This is a genomic window from Streptomyces sp. AV19 (genome assembly GCF_015999245.1).
Taxonomy (GTDB): domain Bacteria; phylum Actinomycetota; class Actinomycetes; order Streptomycetales; family Streptomycetaceae; genus Streptomyces.
The window spans coordinates 51,385-67,545 of sequence record NZ_JAEAMR010000007.1 but is presented as its reverse complement, the minus strand read 5'-3'; the positions used below and the strand labels follow the sequence as shown (position 1 = coordinate 67,545).

The 16,161-nt window shown below is 71.0% G+C and carries 17 protein-coding genes; 7 read left to right on the top strand and 10 right to left on the bottom strand.

Annotation, left to right across the window (positions count from 1 at the left end; all coding sequences use genetic code 11):
- Positions 1–208 precede the first annotated feature (208 nt).
- Positions 209–526 (bottom strand): Lsr2 family protein, encoded by a 318-nt coding sequence (locus tag I5Q34_RS09850; protein ID WP_199891831.1) that lies wholly within the window; start codon positions 524–526, stop codon positions 209–211.
- Positions 527–842: 316 nt separating this feature from the next.
- Here I5Q34_RS09850 and purS point away from each other — a divergent pair, with 316 nt between their 5' ends.
- The 3 genes from purS to purL are packed head-to-tail and all read left to right on the top strand — an operon-like array spanning position 843 to position 4,092.
- A complete protein-coding gene (gene purS, locus I5Q34_RS09845) occupies positions 843–1,112 on the top strand; it encodes a phosphoribosylformylglycinamidine synthase subunit PurS (RefSeq protein WP_199891830.1) in 270 nt (89 codons plus the stop codon).
- A gap of 56 nt (positions 1,113–1,168) precedes the next feature.
- Positions 1,169–1,846 (top strand): phosphoribosylformylglycinamidine synthase subunit PurQ, encoded by a 678-nt coding sequence (purQ, locus tag I5Q34_RS09840; protein ID WP_199892873.1) that lies wholly within the window; start codon positions 1,169–1,171, stop codon positions 1,844–1,846.
- Positions 1,843–4,092, top strand: a complete 2,250-nt coding sequence (purL, locus tag I5Q34_RS09835) for a phosphoribosylformylglycinamidine synthase subunit PurL (protein ID WP_199891829.1) — start codon at positions 1,843–1,845, stop codon at positions 4,090–4,092. The genes purQ and purL overlap by 4 nt, the downstream gene beginning before the upstream one ends.
- Positions 4,093–4,417: 325 nt before the next feature.
- On the opposite strand, the gene I5Q34_RS09830 is transcribed toward purL, so the two are convergent.
- The 8 genes from I5Q34_RS09830 to clpS form a co-directional block, all read right to left on the bottom strand.
- Positions 4,418–5,170, bottom strand: coding sequence for an MBL fold metallo-hydrolase (locus tag I5Q34_RS09830; protein ID WP_199891828.1), 753 nt, complete (start codon positions 5,168–5,170; stop codon positions 4,418–4,420).
- A gap of 383 nt (positions 5,171–5,553) precedes the next feature.
- The gene (locus tag I5Q34_RS35990) at positions 5,554–5,673 is read right to left on the bottom strand and encodes a hypothetical protein (RefSeq protein ID WP_374192994.1); all 120 of its coding nucleotides are present in this window, start codon (positions 5,671–5,673) and stop codon (positions 5,554–5,556) included.
- Between the two features lie 69 nt (positions 5,674–5,742).
- Positions 5,743–6,693, bottom strand: a complete 951-nt coding sequence (locus tag I5Q34_RS09820) for a PLP-dependent cysteine synthase family protein (RefSeq protein ID WP_199891826.1) — start codon at positions 6,691–6,693, stop codon at positions 5,743–5,745.
- A 1-nt stretch (position 6,694) separates the two neighbouring features.
- The gene (locus I5Q34_RS09815) at positions 6,695–7,024 is read right to left on the bottom strand and encodes a MoaD family protein (RefSeq protein WP_199891825.1); all 330 of its coding nucleotides are present in this window, start codon (positions 7,022–7,024) and stop codon (positions 6,695–6,697) included.
- A 141-nt stretch (positions 7,025–7,165) separates the two neighbouring features.
- Positions 7,166–7,588 (bottom strand): Mov34/MPN/PAD-1 family protein, encoded by a 423-nt coding sequence (locus I5Q34_RS09810; RefSeq protein WP_199891824.1) that lies wholly within the window; start codon positions 7,586–7,588, stop codon positions 7,166–7,168.
- Between the two features lie 121 nt (positions 7,589–7,709).
- Positions 7,710–9,194: an amino acid permease gene (locus I5Q34_RS09805; RefSeq protein WP_199891823.1), complete on the bottom strand. Its 1,485-nt coding sequence runs from the start codon at positions 9,192–9,194 to the stop codon at positions 7,710–7,712.
- 373 nt (positions 9,195–9,567) lie between these two features.
- Entirely contained in the window at positions 9,568–10,167 is a 600-nt protein-coding gene (locus I5Q34_RS09800) for a DUF2017 domain-containing protein (protein ID WP_199891822.1), read from the bottom strand.
- Positions 10,167–10,526 carry an ATP-dependent Clp protease adapter ClpS gene (gene clpS / locus I5Q34_RS09795; RefSeq protein WP_199891821.1) on the bottom strand — a complete coding sequence of 120 codons (360 nt, stop codon included), beginning with the start codon at positions 10,524–10,526 and terminating at the stop codon, positions 10,167–10,169. Before clpS ends, I5Q34_RS09800 begins: the two co-directional genes overlap by 1 nt.
- Before the next feature lie 112 nt (positions 10,527–10,638).
- On the opposite strand from clpS, the gene I5Q34_RS09790 reads away from it, so the two are divergent.
- Positions 10,639–11,967: a nicotinate phosphoribosyltransferase gene (locus I5Q34_RS09790; RefSeq protein ID WP_199891820.1), complete on the top strand. Its 1,329-nt coding sequence runs from the start codon at positions 10,639–10,641 to the stop codon at positions 11,965–11,967.
- 143 nt (positions 11,968–12,110) lie between these two features.
- Positions 12,111–12,698, top strand: coding sequence for an isochorismatase family protein (locus I5Q34_RS09785; protein ID WP_199891819.1), 588 nt, complete (start codon positions 12,111–12,113; stop codon positions 12,696–12,698).
- A 190-nt stretch (positions 12,699–12,888) separates the two neighbouring features.
- On the opposite strand, the gene I5Q34_RS09780 is transcribed toward I5Q34_RS09785, so the two are convergent.
- A complete protein-coding gene (locus I5Q34_RS09780; protein WP_199891818.1) occupies positions 12,889–14,433 on the bottom strand; it encodes an MFS transporter in 1,545 nt (514 codons plus the stop codon).
- 79 nt (positions 14,434–14,512) lie between these two features.
- Between I5Q34_RS09780 and I5Q34_RS09775 the strand changes: the two genes are divergently transcribed.
- Together I5Q34_RS09775 and I5Q34_RS09770 are read left to right on the top strand one after the other, a co-directional pair.
- Positions 14,513–15,154: a TetR/AcrR family transcriptional regulator gene (locus I5Q34_RS09775; protein WP_199891817.1), complete on the top strand. Its 642-nt coding sequence runs from the start codon at positions 14,513–14,515 to the stop codon at positions 15,152–15,154.
- Between the two features lie 123 nt (positions 15,155–15,277).
- Positions 15,278–16,105 (top strand): sterol carrier family protein, encoded by an 828-nt coding sequence (locus tag I5Q34_RS09770; RefSeq protein ID WP_199891816.1) that lies wholly within the window; start codon positions 15,278–15,280, stop codon positions 16,103–16,105.
- Positions 16,106–16,161 lie beyond the last annotated feature (56 nt).

The following is a 16,161-nucleotide window of genomic DNA, read 5'->3' as shown; positions in this document are numbered from 1 at the left end:
ACACTGCGCCTCCCCCTTGGAAAGGGGGCGCTCTACTACTGAGCTACACCCGCGCGTTCCGGGGAGTTCGGCCTGTCGGCCTCGCCCCTCGGCGTGCTCCAGACTCTAGCGGATCATGTGGGGTGCGATGCAAATCCGGTTCTGTGGACGGCTCCTGGGGGTGTGGGGGCCCGCCCCCGGAAGCCGTCCGTCTCGCCCGGATTCGTCCTCAGTTCGCCGCGTTGAACGCCTCGTACACCCTCTTGGGGATCCGGCCCCGGGGCGGCACCTCCATGCCGTTCGACCGGGCCCACGCGCGCACCGCCGCCGGGTCGGGGGCGACGGAGGTGCGGCGGTACGCCTTGCCGGAACGGGCGCGCTTGCGGCCCGCGTCCAGGTAAGGCTCCAGTGCGAGTCGGAGTTTCTTCGCATTGGCAGTGTTGAGGTCGATCTCGTACGACTTGCCGTCGATGCCGAAGGTGACGGTCTCCGCGGCCTCTCCTCCGTCGATGTCATCGAAGAGCGTCACTACCACACGCTGCGCCACGGAATGGTCCTTTCAGCCTGTATCACCGCGCTGACCTGCGATGATGCATGGGTTTTGGTGGTTCTCCGGCAATGCTTTTTCGGGTCTGCGACAAAGGGCATTGCTCGGTGAAGCCCAGTTAATTCCGTCGGCGTGCCGGTTTGCAATGGGAACCGTGTGTCCTTCCGGTATTTTTCCGGGATTTTTTCTCGGGGTGGCCCCCCGGTGACCGTCGGTAAAGGGGGCGGGGGGCTCCGGATATCTACCCGCGTAGATTTTTTGGGGCGGTACGCTGGCGGCACCGCTTCAGCTCACGCACCACACACCGGGAGTGCCAGTGGCACGCGTCGTAGTCGACGTCATGCTCAAGCCGGAGATCCTCGACCCGCAGGGGCAGGCGGTGCAGCGCGCGCTGCCACGCCTGGGCTTCGAGGGGATCGCCGACGTCCGTCAGGGCAAGCGCTTTGAACTCGAGGTGGAGGGACCGGTCGACGAGGCCGCCCTCGCCCGGGTCCACGAGATGGCGGAAACGTTTCTCGCCAACACCGTGATCGAGGACTTCACCGTGCGGGTCGAGGACGAGACCAGGACCGGGGCCGGCTCGTGACCTCCCGCCCGTCTCCCACCGCCACCCGTCATGGAGGCCCTTCGGGCCGCAGCAATATTCGGGTCGGAGTCGTCACCTTCCCCGGCACGCTCGACGACCGCGACACCCAGCGCGCCGTCCGGATCGCCGGCCTGGAGGCGGTGCCGCTCTGGCACCGCGACAAGGACCTCAAGCAGGTCGACGCCGTGGTCCTGCCCGGCGGCTTCTCCTACGGCGACTACCTGCGGGCGGGCGCCATCTCCCGCTTCTCGCCGGTGATGGAGACCGTCGTCGAGCAGGCGAGGGCCGGGATGCCCGTCCTCGGCATCTGCAACGGCTTCCAGGTGCTCACCGAGACCCACCTGCTGCCCGGCGCGATGCTCCGCAACAACCACCTGCACTTCATCTGCCGCGACCAGAGGCTCCGCGTCGAGAACGCGGAGACCGCCTGGACGGCCGACTACGCGGCGGGCCAGGAGATCTCCGTCCCGCTGAAGAACATCGACGGCCGCTACGTGGCCGACGAGCGCACGCTGGACGAGCTGGAGGCCGAGGGCCGCGTCGCCTTCCGCTACCTCGACGGCAACCCCAACGGCTCGCTCCGCGACATCGCCGGCATCACCAACGCCGCCGGCAACGTCGTCGGACTGATGCCACACCCCGAGCACGCGGTCGAGCCGTTGGTCGGCACGGGCCGCACGGACGGCCTCGGGTTCTTCACCTCGCTCCTCAAGAAGCTGGTCAAGGCATCATGACCCTCGACACCGTCAAGCACGCCGCCGAGACGCCCGACGCCCCGCAGCCGTGGGCCGAACTCGGCCTGAAGCAGGACGAGTACGAGCGCATCCGCGCCATCCTCGGCCGCCGCCCCACCGGCGCCGAGCTCGCCATGTACTCGGTGATGTGGTCCGAGCACTGCTCCTACAAGAGCAGCAAGGTCCACCTCCGCCAGTTCGGCGAGAAGGCCCCGGCCAACGATGCGCTGCTCGTCGGCATCGGCGAGAACGCCGGCGTCGTGGACGCGGGCCAGGGCTACGCGGTCACCTTCAAGGTGGAGTCGCACAACCACCCCTCGTACATCGAGCCCTACCAGGGCGCCGCCACCGGCGTCGGCGGCATCGTCCGCGACATCCTCGCCATGGGCGCCCGCCCGGTCGCCGTGATGGACCCGCTGCGGTTCGGCGCCGCCGACCACCCCGACACCAAGCGGGTGCTCCCCGGCGTCGTCTCGGGCATCGGCGGCTACGGCAACTGCCTGGGGCTGCCCAACATCGGCGGCGAGGTCGTCTTCGACCCCTGCTACCAGGGCAACCCGCTGGTCAACGCGCTCTGCGTGGGCGTGATGAAGCACGAGGACATCCACCTCGCCAAGGCGTCCGGCTCCGGCAACAGGGTCATCCTCTACGGCGCCCGCACCGGCGGCGACGGCATCGGCGGCGTCTCCGTCCTGGCGTCGGAGACCTTCGACTCGACCGGGCCCGCCAAGCGTCCCGCCGTCCAGGTCGGCGACCCCTTCCAGGAGAAGCTCCTCATCGAGTGCACCCTGGAGATCTTCCGCGAGGACCTGGTCACCGGCATCCAGGACCTCGGCGGCGCGGGCCTGTCCTGCGCCACCAGCGAGCTCGCCTCCGCCGGCTCCGGCGGCATGCGCGTCGAGCTCGACACCGTCCCGCTGCGCGACGCGACCCTCTCGCCCGAGGAGATCCTCATGAGCGAGTCGCAGGAACGCATGTGCGCGATCGTCGAGCCGGAGAAGGTCGACCGCTTCCTGGAGATCTGCGAGAAGTGGGACGTCATCGCCACCGTCATCGGTGAAGTCACCGACGGCGAGCGGCTGGAGATCTTCTGGCACGGCGAGCAGATCGTGGACGTCCCGCCGCGCACCGTCGCCCACGAGGGCCCGGTGTACGAGCGTCCGTACGCCCGCCCCGAGTGGCAGGACGCCCTCCAGGCCGACGACGCGGCGAAGCTGCCGCGCCCGGCGACCGGGGAGGAACTGCGCGAGCAGGTCCTCAAGCTGGTCTCGTCCCCGAACCAGGCGTCCAAGTCCTGGATCACCAGCCAGTACGACCGCTTCGTGCAGGGCAACACGGTGCTGGCGCAGCCGGAGGACTCCGGCATGGTGCGCATCGACGAGGAGACGAACCTCGGCGTCGCCGTCGCCACGGACGGCAACGGCCGCTACGCCAAGCTCGACCCGTACGCGGGCGCGCAGCTGGCGCTCGCCGAGTCGTACCGCAACGTGGCCGCCACCGGCGCCCGCCCGCTGGCGATCTCCAACTGCCTCAACTTCGGCTCGCCCGAGGACCCGGCGGTCATGTGGCAGTTCGCCGAGGCCACGCGGGGTCTGGCCGACGGCTGCCTGGCGCTGGGCACCCCGGTCACCGGCGGCAACGTCTCGCTCTACAACCAGACCGGTGACACCGCCATCCACCCGACGCCGGTGGTCGCCGTGCTGGGCGTCATCGACGACGTCAACCGCCGTACGCCGATGGCGTTCGCGCAGGAGGGCCAGCTGCTCTACCTGCTGGGCGACACCCGCGAGGAGCTCGGCGGCTCGGCCTGGTCCCAGGTGATCCACGACCACCTCGGCGGCCTGCCGCCGGCCGTGGATCTCGACCGCGAGAAGCTGCTGGGCGAGATCCTCATCTCGGGCTCGCGCGACGGCATGATCGACGCCGCGCACGACCTGTCGGACGGCGGTCTGGTCCAGGCGCTGGTGGAGTCCTGCCTGCGGGGCGGCCGGGGCGCGCGGGTCGTCGTCCCCGACGGCCTGGACCCGTTCGTCTTCCTCTTCTCCGAGTCGGCGGGCCGGGCGATCGTCTCGGTGCCGCGGAGCGAGGAGCTCCGCTTCACGGACATGTGCGGGGCGCGGGGGCTGCCGGCGACGCGGATCGGTGTGGTGGACGGCGAATCCGTCGAGGTGCAGGGGCAGTTCAGCCTGCCGCTGGCGGAGGTGCGGGGCGTGTACGAGGCGACGATCCCGGCGCTGTTCGGGTAGGGGTTCTTTCCCCGCCCCGCCCTTTCACCGTTTCTCGCGCGCTCCGCGCGGGGCAACGCGGCTGCGCCGCTTGAGGACAACCGCGCGGAGCGCGGTTGCGGGGGCCAGGGGCGGAGCCCCGGCGGGGCGCAGGGGCGGAGCCCCGCCCACCGCGCGAAGCGCGGTGCCGGGCCGAGGGGCCCAGGGGGCGAAGCCCCCACACCCACCGCGCGGAGCGCAGGCCCGGCGCGCCCCGCGCCACACGGGGGTTACGAAGGGGCGCAGCCCCTGCGGAAACGGTGAAAGGGCGGGCCGGGGGCGAACTCGACACCGGGGCACCCGCCCCTCACACCTCGTACACAGCCCCCGCCCGCGCCAGCTCCGCCGGCCCCTCGTACACCGACCGCGCGTCCCGCAGATTCGTCAACGGATCCGTCCACGGCGGGATGTGGGTCAGCACCAGCCGCCCGACCCGCGCGTCCGCCGCGATCCGGCCCGCCTCCAGGCCGTTCAGGTGCAGGTCGGGAATGTCCTCCTTGCCGTGCGTGAACGACGCCTCGCACAGCAGCAGGTCCGCGTCCTTGGAAAGGGCGTTGATCGCCTCGCAGGGGCCCGTGTCGCCGGAGTAGACGACCGCCGACCCCCCGTGCTCCACCCGGAAGGCGAACGCCTCGACGGGATGGTTGACGCGGTCGGTGAAGACCGTGAACGGGCCGAGCGAGAACGAACCCGGTTCCAGCGTGCGGAAGTCGAAGACCTCGCTCATGCACGCCTCGTGCGGCACGTCCCCGTACGCGGTGAGCAGCCGCTCCTCCGTGCCCGCGGGCCCGTGCACGGGGATGGCGTCCGCGCGGCCCCCCTCGTGCCGGTAGTAACGGGCGACGAAGTAGCCGCACATGTCGATGAAGTGGTCGGGGTGCAGATGGGACAGCAGGACGGCGTCGAGGTCGTAGAGCCCGATGTGGCGCTGCAGCTCGCCGAGGGCTCCGTTGCCCATGTCGAGCAGCAGCCGGTAGCCGTCGGCCTCCACGAGGTAGCTCGAACAGGCCGATTCCGTGGACGGGAACGACCCCGCGCATCCGACGACGGTGAGCTTCATACGGGCCTGAACCTCCGTGGGCCGGTGACGGGGGGGCTGGGGGCCGATGCGGGGCCGACGCGTAACCGGTGCGGGACCGGCGCGGGGCCACGCGGTGCGTCCGAGGGTAAGGCGGGAACGGAGCGCCCGCTCCTCGGTGGGGTGGGTGTGTGGCTGGAATCACCAGGACAGCGGACCGGGAGCGCGCAGGGCCCCGCCCGCGCCCCGGAAGGGGCGGGCGGGGCCCTGCGCGCGGAGTGCGCCCGCGCCGCTAGAGCGGCCGGTGCTTCTCGGCGCGGTCGAGGGTGTCCATGAAGCGCCGGAAGCGCTCCGCGGACTCCTCGCTGCCGGCCGTCACCGTGAACTCCTCGGGCGACATGAAGGCCGCCAGCCGTTCACGCGTCTCAGGGGCGAGCGCATCCCATGCCGCCCGATCCAGCCGTGACTGCGCCGCAGTTTCCGCACTGCCAGTTTCCATTGTTGAGTTGCCTCATGTCCGAAGATCCACATGCGGGACAGTTCATGTGCGCGTCTCCCACGGGATGATGTCAGCCGGGCGCCAACATCGGTAGGGGCGGGCCCCGGGCCCGGTCTCAGGCCCAGAGCTGCCCGTGCAGGGCCGCCACGGCCGCCTCGGTGGTCGGCGCGGTGTACACGCCGGTGGACAGGTACTTCCAGCCCCCGTCGGCGACGACGAAGACGATGTCGGCACGCTCCTTCGCCCGTACCGCCTTGCGCGCGACGCCGAGGGCCGCGTGCAGGACGGCACCGGTGGAGACGCCCGCGAAGATGCCCTCCTCGGCGAGGAGTTCACGGGTGCGGCGGACGGCGTCCTCGGAGCCGACGGAGTAGCGGGTGGTGAGGACCTTCTCGTCGTAGAGCTCGGGCACGAAGCCCTCGTCGAGGTTGCGCAGGCCGTAGACGAGGTCGTCGTAGCGCGGTTCGGCGGCGACGATCCGTACGTCCGGGACGTGCTCGCGCAGGTAGCGGCCGACGCCCATCAGGGTCCCGGTGGTGCCGAGCCCGGCGACGAAGTGGGTGATCTCCGGGAGGTCGGCGAGGATCTCGGGGCCGGTGGTGGCGTAGTGGGCGCCGGCGTTGTCGGGGTTGCCGTACTGGTAGAGCATCACCCAGTCGGGATGTTCCGCGGCCAGCTCCTTGGCCACGCGCACGGCCGTGTTGGAACCCCCCGCGGCGGGCGAGGAGATGATCTCCGCGCCCCACATGGCGAGCAGTTGCCGCCGCTCCTCGCTGGTGTTCTCGGGCATGACGCAGACGATGCGGTAGCCCTTGAGGCGGGCGGCCATGGCCAGGGAGATGCCGGTGTTGCCCGAGGTGGGTTCGAGGATGGTGCAGCCGGGGGTCAGCCGGCCGGCCCGCTCGGCCTGTTCGATCATGTGCAGGGCGGGACGGTCCTTGACGGACCCGGTCGGGTTGCGGTCCTCGAGCTTCGCCCAGATCCGGACCTCCGGGGAGGGGGACAGCCTGGGCAGACGTACCAGCGGGGTGTTGCCGACCGCGGCCAGGGGGCTGTCGTAGCGCATATCAGTCCCGCCCGCCGCCCACCGCCACCCCGAGCGGACGGGGCTCCGCCCCGGCAGCACCTCCGGCGACGGCCGGGAGGATCGTCACGCTGTCGCCGTCCGCCAGCTCGGTGCCGATGCCGCCGAGGAAGCGGACGTCCTCGTCGTTGAGGTAGACGTTGACGAAGCGGCGCAGCTCGCCGTCCTCGTCCACGATCCGCTCGCGGATGCCCGCGTGCCGGGAGTCCAGGTCCTTGAAGAGCTCGTCGAGCGTGGCGCCGCTGCCCTCGACGACCTTCTGGTCGCCGGTGTGGGTGCGGAGGATGGTCGGGATGCGGACCTCGATGGCCATGGGTGGTGCTCCTCGTCGGAGTGCGGAGGTCAAGAGCCGGTTTCTGCGGGACAACCGTGGGCGCATGCTATCGATTCCCTGTGCAGCGCCCGTAAGTTCGTCCCGGTATGCGGAACGGGCCGTCCCGGGGGCCGGTACGGTTCAGTACGCCTCGACGATCCGGACGTCCTCCTCGGTGATCTCGCCGTCCACGATCCGGAAGGACCGGAACTGGAACGGCCCGGTGCCGTCCGCGTCCGCGGTCGAGACCAGGACGTAGTGGGCGCCGGGCTCGTTGGCGTAGGAGACGTCGGTGCGCGAGGGGTACGCCTCGGTGGCGGTGTGCGAGTGGTAGATGACGACCGGCTCCTCGTCGCGGTCGTCCATCTCGCGGTAGAGCTTGAGCAGGTCGGTGGAGTCGAACTCGTAGAACGTGGGCGACCGCGCCGCGTTGAGCATCGGGACGAAGCGCTCCGGCCGGTCGCTGCCCTCGGGGCCGGCGACCACCCCGCACGCCTCGTCGGGGTGGTCGGCGCGGGCGTGCGCGACGATCCGGTCGTGGAGGTCCTGGGTGAGCGTCAGCATGCGGCCAGCTTAATTCGGGCCCGGTGCGGGCCGGTTGGCGGGCGGCCCGGAAACGGGACGGGCCCGCCGCGCACCGAGGGGGAGGTGCGGGCGGGCCCTGGAGGTCCGGCGACTGCCGGGGTCAGGCGGCCTGTTCGACCTTCTCGGCCGGCGAGGCCGAGTAGTCCTTGCGCGCGAAGGCCTGCGGGTTGCGGGCCTTGAGCACGAAGTACGAGACGACCATGACGGCGGCCCAGATCGGCGCGCAGTACAGCGAGACCCGCGAGTCCTTGTCGATGCCCATCAGCACGATCACCATGCCGATGAAGGCGAGGGCGAACAGGCTGGTCCAGGGAGCGCCGGGGGCGCGGAACTCGGACTTCGGCAGCTCGCCCCGGTCCGACTTGCGGCGGTAGCGGAGCTGGGCGAGGAGGATCATGATCCAGGCCCACATGCCGGAGATGGTGGCGAAGGAGACGACGTACTCGAACGCCTTGCCCGGCCACTGGTAGTTGATCCAGACACCGACGAGCATGAACGCGGCCGAGACCGTGGTGCCGCGCAGCGGCAGACCGCGGGCGGACAGGACGCCGAAGAACTTCGGGCCCTGGCCGTTGAGCGCGAGGTCGCGCAGCATGCGGCCGGTGGAGTACATGCCGGAGTTGCAGGAGGACAGCGCCGCGGTGAGGACCACGAAGTTGACGATGCCGGCACCGGCCGGCAGGCCGATCTTGGCGAACGCCTCGACGAACGGGCTCACGCCCGGCTCGAAGACGGTCCAGCTGACGACGGACAGGATGATGATGAGCGCGCCCAGGTAGAAGACGGCGATGCGCCACGGCACGGTGTTGATGGCCTTGGGCAGGGTCTTCTTGGGGTCGGTCGCCTCGCCCGCGGTGACGCCGACGAGTTCGACGGCGAGGAAGGCGAACATGACGATCTGGAGCGTCATCAGCGTGCCGCCGATGCCCTCGGGGAAGAAACCGCCGTCGGACCAGAGCAGCGAGAAGGAGGCGGTGTCACCGGCGTCGGAGAAGCCGAGGGTGATCACGCCGATGCCGATCAGGATCATGCCGATGATGGCGGTGACCTTGACCATGGAGAACCAGAACTCCAGCTCGCCGAAGAGCTTCACGGAGATCAGGTTCGCGAGGTAGAGGACGGCGGTGAAGGCCAGTGCCGAGAGCCATTGCGGAATGGACTTGTCCCAGTACTGCACGTACTTGGCCGCCGCGGTGACCTCGGTGATTCCGGTGACGACCCAGAAGAGCCAGTACGTCCAGCCGGTCACATAGCCCCAGAACGGGCCGAGGAATTCACGTGCGTAATCAGAGAAGGAGCCCGAAACCGGGCGGTACATGAGGAGCTCGCCGAGCGCCCGCATGATGAAGAAGATGACCAGGCCCGCCATCGCATAGGCCAGGATGAGGCTCGGTCCCGCCTTGGATATGGCCGTGCCGGCGCCGAGGAAAAGCCCGGTGCCGATGGCGCCGCCAATGGCGATCATCTGGATCTGACGGTTGCCCAGCCCCCGCTGGTAACCCTCGGAAGCGTCCTGATCGCTTCCGTTGTTGGCCCGCTCCCCGGCTTCGCCGGCGACGCGGTCCGCGACCTGCTCAGAGGTCATGGTGGAACGCCTTTCTCCATACCGATCCGGATTGTTCCGGACCGGGTTCCGATCCCCCCGGATGGAGTCCTGCACGTGCCGACGGTCGGTCGGCCATAGCGCTCCCGCTCCTCGACATGGGTGGCGTCGGTGGATGCAGGTCGTGAAGATTTATCACGAGTAACACGTAGATCGCCAGTTCGAATGTGCCCCAGGCCACACACAAAGCGCAGGCAAAGCGGGACAAACCTAATAACCAAGGGCGAGAGCCGCCACTCGGTAATGCGATCGTTATCCGGACGGTGGCATCCGCAGAACGGACACCACCGGAATCAAGGAATCCGGATCAACGCGACCCTCGACGCGGTCTTCGACGCGGCCTTCAGCACGGCCCTCAACGCGGCCCGAGGGTCTCGATCAGCGTCTCCTGGAGGCCGCCGAGCCAGAGGTAGGCCATGACCATCGGCTTGCGCGGATCGTCGTCCGGCAGCCGGAAGAGGGCCTCGCCCTCGTCCTCGTCCGTGATCTCCAGACGGGCGCCGATCGTCAGCCGCAGGTCGTTGAGCGTGCCCAGCCACTGCCGGGCGCCCTCGGGGGCGAGCCGGAGCACCGCGCCGCGGTCCCCGGCGGGGGTCAGCGCGTCCAGCGAGCGGACGACGGCCATCCCGTCCTCGCGCTTGCGGGCGCGCAGGTCGTTCTCGGTGAAGCGGCGGAACTCGGCCGCGTACTCCCGGGCCCGCTCGTCCCGCTCCTCGCCGGGCGCGCCGTAGGCGTCCGGGAAGAGCCGGGCCAGGGCCGGGTCGGCGGGCGGCTCGCTGGGGCCCTCGGCGAACAGCCGCGCCAGCGGGTCGTCGTCCTGCGCCCCCGCGGGCCCGTCCTCCGGGCCGATCAGCTCCAGGAGCTGCACGGCGAGGCTGCGCAGGATGGAGATCTCCAGCTCGTCCAGGGCGATGGCGGCGCCGCCGCCGGGCAGCGGCTCGAAGTGCCCGGCCATCAGCGGTCCTGCGAGAGGGTCGCCCAGAGCCCGTACCCGTGCATCGCCTGCACGTCGCGCTCCATCTCCTCGCGCGTGCCGCTGGAGACGGTGGCGCGGCCCTTGTGGTGGACGTCGAGCATCAGCTTGCGGGCCTTGTCCTTGGAGTAGCCGAAGTACGCCTGGAAGACGTAGGTGACATAGCTCATCAGATTCACGGGGTCGTTGTGGACGAGGGTCACCCATGGGACGTCGGGTTCGGCCACGGCGAAGGGGGACTCGCCCGTCTCCGGACGTTCGATCTCGACAGGTGCCACACTCACGCCTGCTCCACACCTCGCTTCTCCGCCGCGGAACGGCGGTCCGCCCACGCCTCCCATGCTGCCACCTCGCCGGTCCGCACGCACAAACGGCCCCCGGAAATCGTCACTCTGACGAGTATTGGCGGTAGCATCCGGGTGTACCCGGAACGGAAACGCGAGGTAGGACCAAGTGAACGCTGCGGACCTGGGACTGCCGGTGGCTGTGCCGTCGACGGCCCTCTTCACCGACCGCTACGAACTCACCATGGTGCAGGCCGCCCTCCGCGCCGGGACCGCCGACCGCCGCTCGGTCTTCGAGGTCTTCACCCGCCGGCTGCCCGAGGGCCGGCGCTACGGCGTGGTCGGCGGCATCGGCCGCGTCCTGGACGCCGTGGAGAACTTCCGCTTCGACCCGGCCGTCCTCCAGTTCCTCGGCCGGTACGGGATCGTGGACGAGCCCACCCTCGCCTGGCTCGCCGACTACCGCTTCCGCGGCGACGTCTGGGGCTACCCCGAGGGCGAGGTCTACTTCCCCGGCTCGCCGATCATGCGGGTGGAGGGCACCTTCGCCGAGGCCGTGCTGCTGGAGACGGTGATCCTCTCGATCCTCAACCACGACTCGGCCGTCGCGGCCGCGGCCTCCCGGATGGCGGTGGCGGCCGGCGACCGGCCGCTGATCGAGATGGGCGCCCGGCGCACCCACGAGCTGGCGGCCGTCGCGGCGGCCCGCGCCGCCTACGTCGGCGGCTTCTCCACCACCTCCGACCTCGCCGCCGGCTTCCGCTACAACATCCCGACCGTCGGCACCAGTGCGCACGCCTTCACGCTGTTGCACGACAGCGAACGCGACGCCTTCCGCGCCCAGGTCGCCTCGCTGGGCGGCGGCACGACCCTGCTCGTCGACACCTACGACGTGCAGGAGGCCGTGAAGATGGCGGTCGAGATCGCCGGGCCGGAGCTCGGCGCCGTCCGGATCGACTCCGGCGACCTGCTGCTGCTCGCCCACCGGGTGCGCCAGCAGCTCGACGACCTGGGCGCGGGGAAGACGAAGATCGTGGTCACCAGCGACCTCGACGAGTACGCGATCGCCTCGCTGGCCGCCGCGCCCGTGGACGCCTACGGCGTGGGCACCCAGCTGGTGACCGGCAGCGGCCACCCCACCTGCTCGATGGTCTACAAGCTGGTCGCGCGGGCCGACGGCGACGGCCCGGACGCGCCGCTGCGGCCCGTCGCCAAGAAGTCGATGGGCGGCAAGATGTCGATCGGCGGCCGCAAGTGGGCCGCCCGCCGGCTGGACGCCGACGGCGTCGCCGAGGCCGAGGTCGTCGGCACCGGCCCGGTGCCGGCGGAGCTGACGGACCGGCAGCTGCTGGTCGAGCTGGTGCGCGGCGGCCGGGTCCTCGGCCGCGAGCCGCTCGACGCGGCGCGCGACCGGCACATCGCGGCCCGCTCGATCCTGCCGCTCTCGGCGACGCAGCTCTCCAGGGGGGAGCCTGTACTGCCCACCGAGTACCTCTGACCGCCCCCTGTGCTCCTCCTCCCATCGCCCCAGAGGACTCACTACCCTCGGTCACAGGGAGTCGATATCGATTCCGTCGATTCCGTCGATTCCGTTGATGCGGCACTGTCGGCCGAGGGCCCTTTCGCAAAGGATCGAGCGCCATGAACCGTGCACTGATCATCGTCGACGTGCAGAACGACTTCTGCGAGGGCGGCGCCCTCGGGGTGGCCGGCGGCTCCGACGTGGCGGCGGCCATAACGGACCTGGTCGGCGAGGCCCCGGCCGGATACGCGCACGTCGTCGCCTCCCGCGACATGCACATAAACCCCGGTGACCACTTCTCCGACCACCCGGACTACGTGGACTCCTGGCCGGTGCACTGCGTCGCCGGCACGGAGGGCAGCGGCTTCCACCCCAACCTGGCCCCCGCGCTCGCCTCCGGCGCGATCGGCGCCGTCTTCGACAAGGGCGCCTACGCGGCGGGCTACAGCGCCTTCCAGGGCTCCGACGAGAACGGCGTCTCGCTGGAGGACTGGCTCCGCGCGCGGGACGTCGACGAGGTGGACGTCGTCGGCATCGCCACCGACCACTGCGTCCGGGCGACGGCCGTGGACGCGCGCCGCCTGGGCTTCGCGACGACGGTCCTGCTGGACCTGACGGCGGGGGTGGCGCGGGAGACGGTGGAGAAGGCGCTGGAGGAGATGCGGGGGGTGGGGGTGGAGCTGGTGGGAAAGCCGGTGGTGGGGTGAGGGTGGGTTTTGCCCCGGACCCTCCCCCAGAGGGGGCACCCCCACTTTCACCGTTTCTCGCGCGCTCCGCGCGGGGCAACGCGGCTGCGCCGCGTTCGTCCTCAAGCGCCGGACGGGCTGGTTCAGCCCGTCCGGCTTTTGAGGACAACCGCGCGGAGCGCGGTTTCGGGGTCCAGGGGCGGAGCTCCGGCTACGCGGCGGAGCCGCGTTCGGGTCCGGGGCCTGCCCCGGGAAACGGTGAAAGGGGGGTGCCCTCTCTGGGGGAGGGGCCGGGGCTCTCCCCCGCCACCCGCAACCGGGTCGCGAGCAGCAACGCCAAGCCCATCAACCCCGCCGCCACCGCGAACACCACATCCACCCCCGACACGAACGCCTCGACCGCCCGCCCGCGTTCGGCCCCCCGAAGAGCGGCGAGCCCACTCGCCGACCCGCCCGGCCCCTCCGCCGCGTACACCCGCGCCAGCACCGTCCCGAACAGCGCCGACCCCAGCGACATCCCCAGCGTCTGGAAGAAGCGGATCGCCGTGGTGGCGACACCGAGTTGATGCCGCGGCGCCGCCCGCTGCACCAGCACGATCAGCTGCCCCAGGACCTGCCCGAACCCGGCCCCCAGCAGCAGCATTTCGCCCCGTACGATCCACAGCCCCGTATCGGCGGACGTGAGCGCGAGCAGCCCCATGGCCACCGCCGAGCAGAGCGTTCCGCTGATCACGGACGCCTTCGGGGACCGCCCGAGCCGGGCGGTGACCAGCCCCGAACCGGCCATGCCGAGCGCCATCGGGAGCATGAACAGGCTCGCCGAGGTCGGCGCGATGCCCCGCGCCACCTGCAGGTAGAGCATCACGTGGACGACCGCCCCGATGAGCGCCAGCCCGACGAGCGCCTGCACCGCGAAGCCGACGCGCAGGACGGGGCTGGCGAACAGCGAGAGCGGGAGCACCGGTTCGGCGGCGGTGGCCTGACGCCACAGGAACAGCGCGAGCAGGGCCGCGAATCCGCCGAGCAGCCCCAGGATCACCGGCGATCCCCAGCCGTACTCGCGCCCGCCCCACTCGGTGACCAGCAGCAGCGCGGTGGAGAACGCCGCGGCGAGCGCGGCCCCGAGGAAGTCGATGCGGCGTCGCACGCCGCCGTGGTGGGGCAGGTCGAGGGCGATCGCGGCGGTGACGAGCACCGCGATGCCGACGGGCAGGTTGACGTAGAAGATCCAGCGCCAGTCGGCGTGGTCGGAGAGGAACGCGCCGAGGAGCGGACCGAGGGCCATGCCGGTGCCGGCGACGAGCCCGCCGACGGCGGACCCCTTGCCCCCGCCCTTCTCGTCCGGCCCCTTGAGCTGGGCTATGACGACCATCGTGACGCTCATCAGCCCGCCGCCGCCGATGCCTTGGACGGCGCGGAAGGCGATGAGCTGGTCCATGGACCCGGCGGCGCCGCACAGCGCGGAGCCGGCGAGGAAGACCGCGACCGCGCCCAGGAACACCCGCTTCGCGCCGAGCGTGTCGCAGAGCTTCCCGTACAGCGGCAGCACGGCCGTGGAGGCGAGGGCGAAGGCGCTGATGAGCCAGGGGATGCGGTCGATGCCGCGGGCGGGGTCGAGGTCCTCGACGATCGGGACGGTGACGGCCGAAACGATGTTCTGGTCGAGGACGGCCAGCAGCATCGTGACGAGGCAGAGGGCGAAGCCGACTTTTCGCCTGCCGGCGGACGATGGGGGCGCGGACGGGGATGCGGTCATGGCCGCCACCCTGGACCAAAAATGTGTACTGAGTCAATTCTTCATCTGGGATTAATTTTCATCCTGGTACAGTCATGGCATGACCGAGGAGCCGGGGCTGCGCGAGCGCAAGAAGATCCAGACCCGCCGGAAGCTGTGGAAGGTCGCCCTCGACCTCTTCCTGGAGCGCGGTTTCGACAAGGTCTCGGTCGCCGAGATCGCGGCCGCGGCCGACGTGTCGAAGATGACGGTCTTCAACTACTGCGGCACCAAAGAGGACTTGGTCGTCGGGCCGATGCGCGAGCACGTCGACGACGTGGCGCGGGCGGTGCGGGAACGGGCGCCGGGGGAGTCCGTGGTCGCGGCGGTGCGCCGCCAATTCCTGGACGCGCTGGACGCGTTCGACGCGTCGGTGGGGATGAACGACAGGGAGTTCGTCCTGCGGGTGCGCCGGCTGATCGTCGAGACGCCGTCGCTGCTGGCGAGGGCCCGGGAGGTCCTCCACCTCGGCGAGGAGAACCTGGCGACGGTGCTGGTCGCCGAGGCCGCGCCGGGCGAGGAGCCCCTGGCACGGGTCGTGGCCGCGCAGCTCATGGCCGTGCGCTCCGGGCTCGTGGTGCACAACCACGGGCGGTTGCTGGCGGGGGAGCGGGCGGTGGACGTCGCCGCGGAGGCGAAGGCGCTGGCGGAGCGGGCGTTCGACACGGCCGAGTCCGGACTCCGGGAGTACGGGGTGAAATGAGCGGGAGTACGGCGTGAAGTGAGCGGGAGTGCGGATCCAGTGAACGGAAGTACAGGGTGAAGTGAGCCCCCGCCCACCGCCGTTCGAGCCCCCGCGCACGCCCGCGCGACTACGCTCACCCCCATGAGCCCCGCCCCCCGCACCCCCCGCCCCCGCGCCTACGACCCCGCCAAGGTGCGCACCGCCCTGGAGGCGGAGCTCCGCGTCCTGCGCGAGAGGGTGAACGCCCTGTGCGAGGGCGGGAACGCGGACGAGGCCCTCGCCGCCCCCACCCGCCTCGGCGACTGGACCGTCCGCGAACTGATCGTCCACATCGCGGCCGTTCTGGAGCGCCTGCCGCGTTACCTCGCCGAACCCGCCCCGGACCCCGCCGCGCCCCGCGTCGACCTGCGGAGCTACGTACCCCTCCTCCGCACCGCCGCCGCGTCCGTCGACGAGGAGGCGAGGGAGGCGACCGCCGCCGGGGCCGAACCCCGCGCCGTCGCCGACCGGTTGAACACCGCCGTGGACCGGCTCACCGAGGCCGCGGCCGCGGACCCCGCCACCGTGATCACCAGCCGCTTCGGCCCCATGACCGTCGCCGACTTCCTCGTGACCCGCCTCTTGGAGGCCGTCGTCCACGCCGACGACCTCGCCGCCGCCACCGGCGTCCCGATCACCCACGACCGGCAGGCCCTCGCGGCCGTCACCCGCCTCCTCGCCGACGCGCTGGCCGCCAGGGCCCCCGGCGGCTCGGTGGAGGTGAGGGTCCCGCCGTTCGCCGTGATCCAGTGCGTGGAGGGCCCCCGGCACACCCGCGGGACCCCGCCGAACGTCGTCGAGACCGACCCCCTGACCTGGATCAGGCTGGCCACGGGCCGCCTCGCGTGGGCCGCCGCGGTCGAAGAGGCGCTGGTCAGTGCGAGCGGCGAACGGGCGGACCTGTCCGCACAACTTCCCTTGCTCAGTTGAGCGGACGCTCATCCGCTGTACGCGTGGTGTGGCTGTGCGTGGTGTGAGACATCCCC

What these genes read in the sequence shown, in the direction of transcription:
- purL (WP_199891829.1), top strand. Translation starts at nt 1,843, where the DNA reads ATGACCCTCGACACCGTCAAGCACGCCGCCGAGACGCCCGACGCCCCG.
- I5Q34_RS09830 (WP_199891828.1), bottom strand. Translation starts at nt 5,170, where the DNA reads ATGAAGCTCACCGTCGTCGGATGCGCGGGGTCGTTCCCGTCCACGGAA.
- I5Q34_RS35990 (WP_374192994.1), bottom strand. Translation starts at nt 5,673, where the DNA reads ATGAACTGTCCCGCATGTGGATCTTCGGACATGAGGCAACTCAACAAT.
- I5Q34_RS09820 (WP_199891826.1), bottom strand. Translation starts at nt 6,693, where the DNA reads ATGCGCTACGACAGCCCCCTGGCCGCGGTCGGCAACACCCCGCTGGTA.
- I5Q34_RS09815 (WP_199891825.1), bottom strand. Translation starts at nt 7,024, where the DNA reads ATGGCCATCGAGGTCCGCATCCCGACCATCCTCCGCACCCACACCGGC.
- I5Q34_RS09810 (WP_199891824.1), bottom strand. Translation starts at nt 7,588, where the DNA reads ATGCTGACGCTCACCCAGGACCTCCACGACCGGATCGTCGCGCACGCC.
- I5Q34_RS09805 (WP_199891823.1), bottom strand. Translation starts at nt 9,194, where the DNA reads ATGACCTCTGAGCAGGTCGCGGACCGCGTCGCCGGCGAAGCCGGGGAG.
- I5Q34_RS09800 (WP_199891822.1), bottom strand. Translation starts at nt 10,167, where the DNA reads ATGGCCGGGCACTTCGAGCCGCTGCCCGGCGGCGGCGCCGCCATCGCC.
- clpS (WP_199891821.1), bottom strand. Translation starts at nt 10,526, where the DNA reads ATGGGAGGCGTGGGCGGACCGCCGTTCCGCGGCGGAGAAGCGAGGTGT.
- I5Q34_RS09785 (WP_199891819.1), top strand. Translation starts at nt 12,111, where the DNA reads ATGAACCGTGCACTGATCATCGTCGACGTGCAGAACGACTTCTGCGAG.
- I5Q34_RS09780 (WP_199891818.1), bottom strand. Translation starts at nt 14,433, where the DNA reads ATGACCGCATCCCCGTCCGCGCCCCCATCGTCCGCCGGCAGGCGAAAA.
- I5Q34_RS09775 (WP_199891817.1), top strand. Translation starts at nt 14,513, where the DNA reads ATGACCGAGGAGCCGGGGCTGCGCGAGCGCAAGAAGATCCAGACCCGC.
- I5Q34_RS09770 (WP_199891816.1), top strand. Translation starts at nt 15,278, where the DNA reads ATGAGCCCCGCCCCCCGCACCCCCCGCCCCCGCGCCTACGACCCCGCC.